A 10,183-nucleotide genomic window follows, 5' to 3' on the forward strand; every position below is an offset into this window, starting at 1 on the left:
CGGCGCCCGGGCGGTGGGGGCGGAGGAGGGCGTCCCTCCCCCGTCCGGCGTCCCGGACGGCTCGGGGGACGTCTCCTCGGGGCCGGCGGTCTCCGGCGGGGTCTCCTGCGCGCCGTCGGAGGGGCCGAACCCGAGGTCGTCCCGCGGGGGCGTGGGCGGAATCCGGACCGCCTCCAGGTGGCTCGCCGGGGCCTGCCCCGACACGAGCGCGAGTCCGCCGGCCGTGCCGAACACGCAGGCGGCCGCCAGCATGATCGGCGTGGCGCGGGTCCGCCGGGCCCGGCCCCTCGTACGCCGGGAGCGGCCCTCAGGGACGACCGGGAAGCCGCGGCGGTCGAAGCCCGCCCGTTCCACGACGGCGCGGCGCGTGCCCTCGCGCTCCGGGTTCAGCGAGGTGTCGAGCACCCGGCGGCGCAGCGACAGCGGCGGGAACGCGATGGGGATCAGGTCGAGCAGCCGGTCGGCGGACACGTGCCGGGCGCGGCCCTCCGCGCAGATCTTGCAGTCGGCGATGTGCCTGCTCAGCCGCTTGCGCAGGGCGGTGCCGAGCGGCCCGTCCTGCCAGGACGCGCCCACCCCCGAGTCGACCAGCGCGGACAGGTCGGGACAGTGCGCCCGCCCGACGCGGGCCAGGACGATCGCGGCCGCGGCGTTCTCCAGGTGGTCGCGCGCCCGCCCGAGCCGGGCCGACACCTGCCGGGAGGTGAGCCCGAGCACGGACGCCGCCTCGCCCGTGGACAGGCCGTGCCGTACGGCGAGGTGGAGGACCTCCCGCTCGTTGCCCCCGAGCTCAGCCAGGGCCTCGTACACGAGCGCGGCGAGCGACGGGTCGTCGGACTCCTCGGCCGTCGCGAGCACCGCCGTGGGACCGGTCGCCCCCGTGCGCCCCCGGCTCCTGACGGCGCAGTGGAAGCGCGTGAGGGCGTAGAGCCAGGCCCGCAGGCGCACCGGCTCCTTGAGGCGCTCCACGCACGCCTGCGCGGCCACCAGGGCGTCGTGGACGGCGTCCGCCGCCGCGTCCGGGTCGGGCGTCAGCGTGGAGGCATAGTCGGCCAGCCGGTCGGCGTACGCCTCGTACAGACTCGACGGCGCGTGGGAGTCCCCGCGCCGCAGCGCCTCCAGCAGTCGGTGGTCGTCGGCACGCCCGACGCCGGGCCATCCGGGCAACGCGCATTCCTCCCCGTATGACGGGACCAGGTTCTGCCGATCCCCACACGAGAAGGACGCCCCCTTGACGGAGGTCGTTTACGGCTTCCGCTGCCATGCCCAACGGGCATGACCTGGGAAAACTGGTGCGGAAGCCGTCCGCTGCGACTGCTGGTGCGCGCGGTGCGCTACTGCTGTGCTACTGCTGCGCGGAGGCGCCGCAGTTGGGCGCGCACAGGCGCCTGGCGATGCCCTTGAGGAAGATGTTGCGGATCTCCAGCACGGTCTGCGGGAAGTACGCCGCGCCACCGGTGGCCTTGGCGATGTTCGTCATCTGGGCCCTGTCCTCGTCCTTGTTGGTGTTGAACGAGATGATCAGGATGCTGACCGGCTGCTTGGGGTCGTACGCCTGCTTGAGCTTCTGCAGGATCTGCGCGTTGGAGATGCCGCCGTTCGGGTCGTCGTTGCCGACGCCGTCGGTGAACAGCAGGATCGTGTTCACCTTGTCCGGCTCGTACTCCTTGGTCATCTTCTGGTAGGCGGCCCACAGCGTGTCGTTCAGGCCGGTGTTGCCGGTCGTCTTGACCTGGGCCTGCTGCATCGCCTGCGCGATCAGGACACGGCGCGTCACCCCGTTGATCTGCTGGGCCAGGGGGCCGATCGGGACGACGGGCCGCCAGTCGATCCCCTTCCGCTGCAGGTCGTCGGAGAACGCCCACACGCCGACCTCGGCCTTGTCCGGGAACAGCTTCAGGCCCTCCTGCGCGGTGTCGGTGACGGCGCGCATGCGGCTGATCCCGGTGCTGTCGGCGGGCAGCGCCATGGTGCCGGAGATGTCAAGCAGCGCGAGCAGCTTGGTGCCGAGCTTGATCTGGTGCCAGGCCTGGGACAGCTGGGTGACGGTCGCGGCGTCCGGAAGCGGCAGCTCGGCCGGCTTCTTCGCGCTCACGCCGTTCTCGGGCTTGAGGAGGCTGCCGCCCTTGCCGTCCGGGGTGCGGAAGCCGTAGTCCTGCACGGTCTTGCGGCCCGCCGGGGAGGTCAGGTCGGCGGCGAACGCCTGGGCGGCCTTGCGGGTCGCGTCGTCCTTCGCGGTCACCACGATCGGGTAGTCGAGGTTGACCGTGCCCTCGGTCGGGTAGAGCGCGACGGCCGGGTTCGAGGGGGTCGTCTTGGTGTTGAACGCCCAGACGGCCTGCTCGGAGGAGATGCCCACGGGGATGCGGGCGGCGGCCTTGGTGAGCGTGGCGAACAGGCTGTCGGGGGTCGACACCGTGGACTCCGACAGCTGCCGCAGCACGCCCACCAGCGTCTCCTCGCTGCCGCCCGCCTGGCGCAGCACGGTGGCGCCGGCGAGCAGGGCGCCGAGACCGGCGGCGTTCTGCGTCGGGTCGAGGGCGAGCACGCGGACCTTGCGCGCCAGGCCGTCCGGGTTGGCGGCGTTCGCGGCGCTCATCAGGCCGGTCCAGCTCGCGGGGCTGAAGGCCGACTGGAGCTTCTCGGCGCCCGCCTTGGAGGCGGTCAGCACGACGGGGGAGTGGGCGGCGCTCCCCGAGGGCTTGGGCGCGGCGCCGCTCTTCGCCAGGCCGGCGAGCCAGAGGCTGGAGTCGGGGATCCAGACGTCCGGGTCCAGCTTGCCGCTCGTCGGGCCGGTGCCGGCCATCGCGTTGGCCACGTCGGCGGATCCGGCGGCCTTGACGCTGACCGCGACGCACTTGCCGTCGACGGACGTGCCCGACTGGGCGAACTTCCCGGCCACCTTCTGCACGGCGGGCTGGATGTCCGGCGAGGCGACCACCGTGAGGGAGATCTTGCCGCCGCCGCAGCTCGGGTTCTTGTTCACCACGACGTACGCCGCGACGCCGAGGAGCACGGCCAGTGCGACCGCTCCGGCCAGGGGGACGAACACCATTCCCCGCCCGGCCCGGCGGCGCGGCGGGGGATCGTACTGGGGGTTGTAGCCGCCATCGAGTTCGTCTGTGCGGTGCCGTCCGCCCACGGTGCCCTCTTCGGTGTCGATTGGCTCCCACCGGTGCGCGCCCTTGCGGGGGACCATAACGGGAGATTCCGCGTAATGCTTACGGAACGATACTGGCAAGCTGAACTGTGGCAAAACGCCGGTTTTGGTGCAGGAATTACGAAAAGTCATAGCGAGCATCCAGGGTGTAAACCCCCGGGCGGAGTCAGGAGTCGTACCCGGACGCACCCTCCGGCCGCCCGCCGCCGGCCTCCGGAGGAGTCCGCGCGCCGCCCCGCCAGGCTGTCACGGAGGCGCCGGGGGTGTGGCGCGCAGGGCGTGCGCCGGGTGCGCGCGAAGGCGCGACGTGGCGCGCGGGCGTGTGGAGGGGGAGGGCGCACGCCGTACTCTTGGGCCGTGCTCATCCCCGTCGACGACGCCGCCGACCCGCGCCTGGCCGACTACGTGCGCCTGCGCGACGTGGACCTGCGCCGGAGCCTGGAGGGCGAGCGGGGCCTGTTCGTGGCCGAGGGCGAGAAGGTCATCCGCAGGGCTGTGGGCGCCGGCTACCCGGTGCGGTCGGTCCTGACCACGCCCAAGTGGCTCGACCACCTCGCCGACGTCATCGCGGACGTCACGGTCTACGTGGTCACCGACGAGGTGATGGAGGGGATCACCGGTTTCCGGGTGCACCGCGGCGCGCTCGCCTCGATGGAGCGCCTCCGGCCGCCCTCGGTCGCCGAACTGCTGGCGGGGGGCGGGTCGTCCGCTGATGCGCCCCGCCGGATCCTGCTGCTGGAGGACCTGGTCGACCACGGGAACGTCGGGGCCGTCTTCCGCTGCGCGGCCGCGCTCGGGGTCGGCGCGATCGTGCTGTCGCCCCGCTGCGCCGACCCGCTCTACCGCCGGTCGGTCAAGGTGTCGATGGGCGCCGTCTTCGCGATCCCGTGGGCCCGGATGGACGACTGGCACGGCGGGTTGGCCGAGGTGCGGTCCGCCGGGTTCCGGTTGCTGGCCCTCACGCCCGACCAGTCGGCCGTCCCGCTGGACGAGGCGCCGCTGGACGGCCCGGTCGCGCTCATGCTCGGTTCCGAGGGCGACGGCCTGTCCTCCCACTGGCTCAAGGAGGCCGACGCGCCCGTCTGCATCCGGATGAGCCCTCAGGCCATGGACCTCGGCGTCGACTCGCTTAACGTCGTCGCCGCCGCGGCCATCGCCTGCCACGGCCTCATGCGCAACGGCTGAACCCTAACGCCCGAACCCGGAGCGGCCGGCCCCCGACCCGGGAGCCCCGAGCGGCCGAGCGAGGCCGTGCGCAGGGCCGCCCCGGCGGGGGCGTCACTCGGGGAGGCCGCCCCCCGAGGCCCACTCCAGCAGGGCGCGGGCCGTCGTGAACCGCGCCACGTCGCTGCGCTCGCCGAGGAGCACCCCGATGACCTTGCGGCCGTCGTCCAGCGGGGACACGAACGTCAGGCAGTAGCCCGCCTTGTGCGTGTATCCGGTCTTCAGCCCGAGGGCGCCCTCGTCGAGCAGCTTGTTGGTGTTGCGCCAGGTGTGCGACCGGTGGACGGCGGTCTTGCCGATCACCCGCTTGCGGGTCTTCGCCACCGCGGCGATCACCGGGTCGCGCAGCGCGGCACGCGCCAGCAGGGCCTGGTCCCGCGCGGTGGAGTAGCCGCTCGACGGCAGCCCGTCGGCGTTCGCGTAGCGGCTGTCGCGCATCCCCAGGCTCTTGGCGGCGGCGTTCATCCGCGAGACGAACCGGTCCACGCCCGGGCCGTACCGCTGGGCGAGGGCGTGCGCCGCGTCGGCCCCGGAGGGCAGCATCATCGCGTAGAGCAGGTCCCGGACCGTGAGCCGCTCGCCCGGCCGGAGCCCGGCGGTCGTCGCGTCGTTGGCGGCGGCGTGGCGCACGTCGGTCTTCGTGATGGTGATCACGTCGTCGAGCCGGGCACGGTGGCGCACGACGTAGGCCGTCATGACCTTGGTGAGGCTCGCCACCGGCACCCTGCGGGTCTCCCGCTTGGCCATCAGCGGCTCGCCCGACGCGGCGTCCATGAGGTACGCCTCGGGGGCCGTCACGGCGGGGGCGTCGTCCCGCGCGCCGGACGGGACCGTTCCCGCCGACGCGCGCGCGGTCACGGGCGGGGCCGCCCCGCCGGGGAGGGCGGAGGGGCGGGCCTGCGCCGCGGGGGCGCAGCTCAGGAGGATGGCGGCGGAGAGTGCGCCGATTGCCCCGATACGCATTGCGACATGATCCCATGCCCTCAGGGGGCGGCGGGAGCGTTCCTGCTCCGGCGGCGCAGAACGACGACGGCCGCCACGGCGGCGGCGACCGCGACGAGCGCGACGGCCAGCGCCGGAGAGCGGGCCGCGAGCGAGAGCCAGGCCCACAGGAGGGAGTAGAGCCCGAACGCCGTCACCGGCACCCAGGTCAGGCAGCCGAGCGCGCTGGCGGCCAGGTACCACCGGTAGTCCACCCGCAGCGCGCCCGCGACCCAGGGCAGCGTGTGCCGCAGGCCCGGCACCCAGAAGCAGGCGTAGACGGCGAACGCCCCCCACCTGCGGACCAGGGCCTCCACGCGCTCGATGCGACGGCGGCCGATCCGCCGGCCGGCCCGGGACCGGTACAGGGCCTCGCCGAGCCGCCGCCCGATCCAGTAGTAGACCTGGAACGCGCCGAACAGCGCGACCGCGCCGGCCGCGACGACCAGCCACAGGGGCAGGCCGAAGAGCGAGGCCGACGCCGGGTCGGGGATCCGCACGTGCGCTCACCGCCAGGGGGAACGGATCTTAAGGACAGCCTCACATTACCGCCGGGCGTCCCGCGACCCGCAAGCCGCGGCTCCCGCTGCAAGCCGCCGTCAACCGGGGATCAACCACGTCCTCGTACACCTGAGGTGCGAGGAAAGGGGAGCGCGATGAGTCCGCGAAGCAGCGTGATGCCGATCATGGCGAGTGGCACGGCCACCGCGGCCAAGCTGCTCGTGGCCACCCTGGCGGTCACCGCCGCGTACATCGGGGCGTCCAACGCCGCCGGCGGCGAAAGGCTGGTCACCAGGGTGGCCGGGACGGCGGCGACGACGCCGGCCGTCCAGCGGGAGCAGGCCACGGGGAGCGCCGGGCCGGCGGTCACCACAGGGGCCTTCGCGGACTCGGCTCCCGCCCCCGGCACCGTGACCCTCGCCGCCACCCCCGGCGGCGAGGGGTGCGCCCGGGCACTCAGGGCGCGCGCCCTCCTCTCCCCGGGTGACGCCGGGGACGCGGGCCTCTCCTACGGCTGGAGCCTCCAGCGCTGGAACACCCGTGAGCGCGTCTGGCAGACCTACCTGTCCACGAGGAACGGTTTCGCGGGCGGGTCCCGGGTGGTCGAGTTCGCCCCCACGGTGGTGGACAACCCGGGGCTCTACCGGGTCCGGCTGCAGACCGGCGCGCACACCTACCGCAGCTCCTCCCTCAGGATCGCCTGCTGACCCTCGGGCGCCGCCGGTCGCGGCGGTGCGGGACTTCAGGCGTGGAGGGCCTGGCGGGCCTCGTCCACCCAGCGGGGGACGCCGACCCGCTCCGCCACGGCCAGGGCCTTCTCGTAGTGCTCGTGGGCCGGCAGGCCCAGCCGTACGGCGAGGTCCCCGAGGGTGCGCGCGACCGGCCACAGGGCCACCACGCCCGTGCCCGCCCCGGCGATGCGGTCGCCGAACGGCACGAGCTTCTCGTAGGCCTCCCGCATCCGGTCCTCGTCGTCGAGCGTCATCCCGGCGAGGGCCCGCCAGATGAGGGCGAGCTCGTACAGGAAGTCGGTGCGGACCGGGTCCCGGACGACGGCCACGGCCCGGGCGTCCTTGAGGTGCCCGGCGGAGGCGAGCGCCACGGCGTAGGCGTCGAGCGTCCACTTGGCGCCGCGCTGGTGGGCCTCGCCGAGCGGGTCGACCATCTCCGCCGCGCGGCCGTCGACCAGGTGGAGGCAGAACGTCGCGATGAGCGGCAGGTCCTGGCGGCCCTCCAGCATGCCGGCCCGGGCCGTCAGGCGGGCGGCGTTGCGGTAGGCGCGCTCGGCCCCCGCGTAGTCACCCGTGATCATGAGGCGCTGACCGGCGTACCAGGCCCCCACGGCCGCGGGGGCGGGCAGGTCGTACTGCCGCCCGAGGCGCTCGGCCTGGGCCAGGTGCGCGTCGGCCTCGGCGAAGTCGCCGCGGGCCGCCGCGCACTCCAGCAGCACGAGGTGGGCGAGCGTCTGCACGGAGATCTGGCCCGACTCGGCCCCCACGCGTAGCAGTTCGCGACCGATCGTCTCCCGCTCGTCGACCTGGGTCAGGGTGTACGACTGGCGCAGCCGCCCGCTGAGCGCCATGGCCAGCAGCGCCGGGTCACCGCTGGACCGGGCGAGCTCCTCGGCCTCCAGCGACGCCTGGTAGCCGCGCTGCGTCGCCGACCCCTCCAGCTCCAGCGCGAGCGTCGCGAGCAGGCTCGCCCGCAGCGACTGCTCGCCCGCCGGCAGCTCTGAAAGCGCCTTCTCAGTAACGTCGACGATCTCCCACGCCGTACGGGTGAAGTCGCGGGCGATGCCCTTGTGCGGCACGGCCAGGGCGGCCGCGACCCGGGCCGTGAGCTCCAGGTCGCCCAGCGGGAGGGCCACGTCCATCGCGTCGCGCCGATGGGACCGGGCGGCCGTCATGTCGCCGCCCAGCGCCAGCGCCCGGATCATCCGCAGCTGAAGCTCCAGCCGCTCGCGCACGCGATCGCCGCCCGGATGGGCCCGGTCGAACGCGGCGATGGCCTTCTGCCAGAGCGAGGCCGCCTCGCGGTGGGCGAAGCGCCGCTCCGCCTGCTCCGCCGCGAGCCCGGCGTACCGGACGGCCTTCGCGGCGGTGTCCACGGTGCCGGCCGCGTCGTAGTGGTGGGCGAGCGCGGCCACGTCGTTCGGGCTGCGCTGTTCGATCACCGACGCGACCGCCGCGTGCAGCCGGGAGCGGCGCAGGCGTGAGGCGTCGGAGTAGATCGTGTCGCGGACGAGGTCGTGGTCGAACCGCAGCAGGCCGGGCCCCGGCTCGGTCACCAGGCCGGCGAGCAGGGCCGCCTCGACCGCGTCGACCACGGCGTCCTCGTCGCCCGACACGTCGACCAGCACGTCGACGTCCACGTCGCGGCCGATCACGGCGGCCTGGAGCAGCACCTGCTGGGCCCGCTCCGGCAGCCGGGAGATGCGCCGCCGCAGCACGTCGCGCACGCCCGAGGGCACCTCGGAGATGTCCGCCTCGGCCTCGAACAGCCGGGCCGTCTCCTTGACGAAGAACGGGTTGCCCCCGGCGCGCTCGACGATCGTGCTGACGACCTCGTCGTCCACGTCGCGCACGCAGGTGGCCCGGACCAGTTCGGCCACGGCGGCGTCGTCGAGCCCGTCGAGGCCGACGCGCACCGGGTCGTGCCGGGCCAGCGCGGCGAGCACGTCCTGCTGCTGGTCGTTCAGCTCGCCGTCGCGGCAGGTCACGACCAGCAGCACCCGGCTGGCCGCCACCAGGCTCGGCAGCGCCCGAAGGAGCGCGAGCGTCTGGTCGTCGGCCCAGTGCAGGTCCTCCAGGAGGATCAGCAGCGGGGCCTCCCGTGCGACCGCCGACAGGTAGCCGCCGACGGCCCGGTGCAGGCGGAAGCCTCCCGACGCCTCGTCGTCGCCGGTGTCGGGGGCGGCGTCGTCGAGCAGCGGCGCGAGCAGCGAGGCGTACTCTCCGGCGCCCCTGCGGGCGATCAGCGCCCGCAGCACCTCGACCCAGGCCCAGCCGGGAGGCGTCGTGGTGCTGTCGGGGCAGCCGCCGGTCGCGGCCACCCAGCCCTCGTCCTCCAGCCGCCCGGTCAGCTGCCGTACCAGCGTCGTCTTCCCGGCGCCGGGGTCGCCGCTGATCACGGCGACGGTGAACCGCCCGGCCTGGGCTCGCGGCGCCGCGGCCGCCAGCGTGGTCAGCTCGGCGTCGCGGCCGACGAACGGCTCCGGTTGCAGCGGCGGCGCGTCCCCGGCCTCGACCGGCCGCGGCGGCCAGGTGGCGGTGATCTCCACCGGCCTGCGGGGCGCCGGGAGCACGAAGTCGAGCCCCGGGTCCTGGGAGAGGATGTCCGACTCCAGCTTCCGCAGCGCCGGGCCGGGGTCGATGCCCAGCTCGTCGTCGAGGATCGAGCGGGCCTTGCGCAGCGCGGCCAGCGCGTCGCCCTGCCGCCCGCAGCGGTACAGGCCCAGCGCGAGCAGCCGCCAGCCCTCCTCGCGCAGGGTGTGCTCGGTGGTGAGCGCCTCCAGGTCGGGGACGGTCTCGGCGTGCAGGCCCATCCGCAGGCCCGCGTCGGCGTGCCGTTCCCTGGCGACCAGGCGCAGCTCGTTCAGCCGGGTCACCTCGGCCTCGGCCCAGGGCTGGTCGGCGAAGTCGGAGTAGGGCGTGCCCCGCCACAGGCCGAGCGCCGCGTCGAGCCGCGCCCGGGCGGCCTGCGGGTTCTCCTCCAGCCGCTCCCCGGCGGAGCGGACCGTGCTCTCGAAGCGCAGCGCGTCGACCTGCTCGGGCGCGGCCCGCAGGGCGTAGCCGGAGGCGACGGTCACGAGCAGCCGGTTGGGACCGCCGCGGGGGCGGTTGGGCTCCAGGACGCGGCGTAACCGCGAGATGTAGACCTGCAGGCCCGACTGGGCGCCCTTGGCGGCGTCGTCGTCCCACAGGTCGAACAGGAGGGTGTCCACCGGGACGACCTGGCCGCGCGCCACGAGCAGGCGGGCCAGGACGGCGCGCTGCCGCAGGCCGCCGAGGTCGAGCTCGTCGGCCCCGTCGTGCGCCCCCACCGGGCCGAGCACCCGGAACGCGACCGCGCTCATCGGACGCTCACCCACTGCCGCGCGTCGTGCCCGCCGGCTGTCGCTTGCCGCTCCATGTCAGCCGCAACGGTATGCGCGCCCGCGAAGCGGGCACAAGCTCTTTGGCAACCCCGACACCCTCACTCTCTCGCCCTGAGATCTTAGGTGGTGCCGGGCGATCCCCGCGTCGGGCCGATCAGTGCTCCAGCGCGCGGCTGTCCTCCGCCGCGCGCGGCGCGCCGCCCGCCGCCGGCGCGGCGCCG

The 10,183-nt window shown here is 74.6% G+C and carries 7 protein-coding genes; 2 read left to right on the plus strand and 5 right to left on the minus strand.

The features are described from left to right. Positions 1–1,167 (minus strand): RNA polymerase sigma factor (locus MPTA5024_RS33065; protein ID WP_036331634.1); only part of this gene is annotated, 1,167 nt, incomplete at its 3' end. Between the two features lie 178 nt (positions 1,168–1,345). Then, positions 1,346–3,199 (minus strand): substrate-binding and VWA domain-containing protein, encoded by a 1,854-nt coding sequence (locus MPTA5024_RS33070; RefSeq protein WP_232326746.1) that lies wholly within the window; start codon positions 3,197–3,199, stop codon positions 1,346–1,348. A gap of 318 nt (positions 3,200–3,517) precedes the next feature. On the opposite strand from MPTA5024_RS33070, the gene MPTA5024_RS33075 reads away from it, so the two are divergent. Continuing rightward, positions 3,518–4,345 carry a TrmH family RNA methyltransferase gene (locus MPTA5024_RS33075; protein ID WP_036331637.1) on the plus strand — a complete coding sequence of 276 codons (828 nt, stop codon included), beginning with the start codon at positions 3,518–3,520 and terminating at the stop codon, positions 4,343–4,345. Between the two features lie 93 nt (positions 4,346–4,438). Here the strand turns inward: MPTA5024_RS33075 and MPTA5024_RS33080 are convergent, their stop codons facing one another. Then, positions 4,439–5,347 (minus strand): D-alanyl-D-alanine carboxypeptidase family protein, encoded by a 909-nt coding sequence (locus tag MPTA5024_RS33080; protein WP_036331640.1) that lies wholly within the window; start codon positions 5,345–5,347, stop codon positions 4,439–4,441. Between the two features lie 20 nt (positions 5,348–5,367). Beyond that, entirely contained in the window at positions 5,368–5,865 is a 498-nt protein-coding gene (locus MPTA5024_RS33085) for a DedA family protein (RefSeq protein ID WP_051458956.1), read from the minus strand. Positions 5,866–6,021: 156 nt separating this feature from the next. Between MPTA5024_RS33085 and MPTA5024_RS41530 the strand changes: the two genes are divergently transcribed. Further along, positions 6,022–6,573, plus strand: a complete 552-nt coding sequence (locus MPTA5024_RS41530) for a hypothetical protein (RefSeq protein WP_157099858.1) — start codon at positions 6,022–6,024, stop codon at positions 6,571–6,573. 35 nt (positions 6,574–6,608) lie between these two features. Here the strand turns inward: MPTA5024_RS41530 and MPTA5024_RS33095 are convergent, their stop codons facing one another. Next, positions 6,609–9,941, minus strand: coding sequence for an AfsR/SARP family transcriptional regulator (locus tag MPTA5024_RS33095; protein WP_036331643.1), 3,333 nt, complete (start codon positions 9,939–9,941; stop codon positions 6,609–6,611). Between the last annotated feature and the right edge of the window lie 242 nt (positions 9,942–10,183).

The organism is Microbispora sp. ATCC PTA-5024 (genome assembly GCF_000511135.2).
GTDB lineage: Bacteria > Actinomycetota > Actinomycetes > Streptosporangiales > Streptosporangiaceae > Microbispora > Microbispora corallina.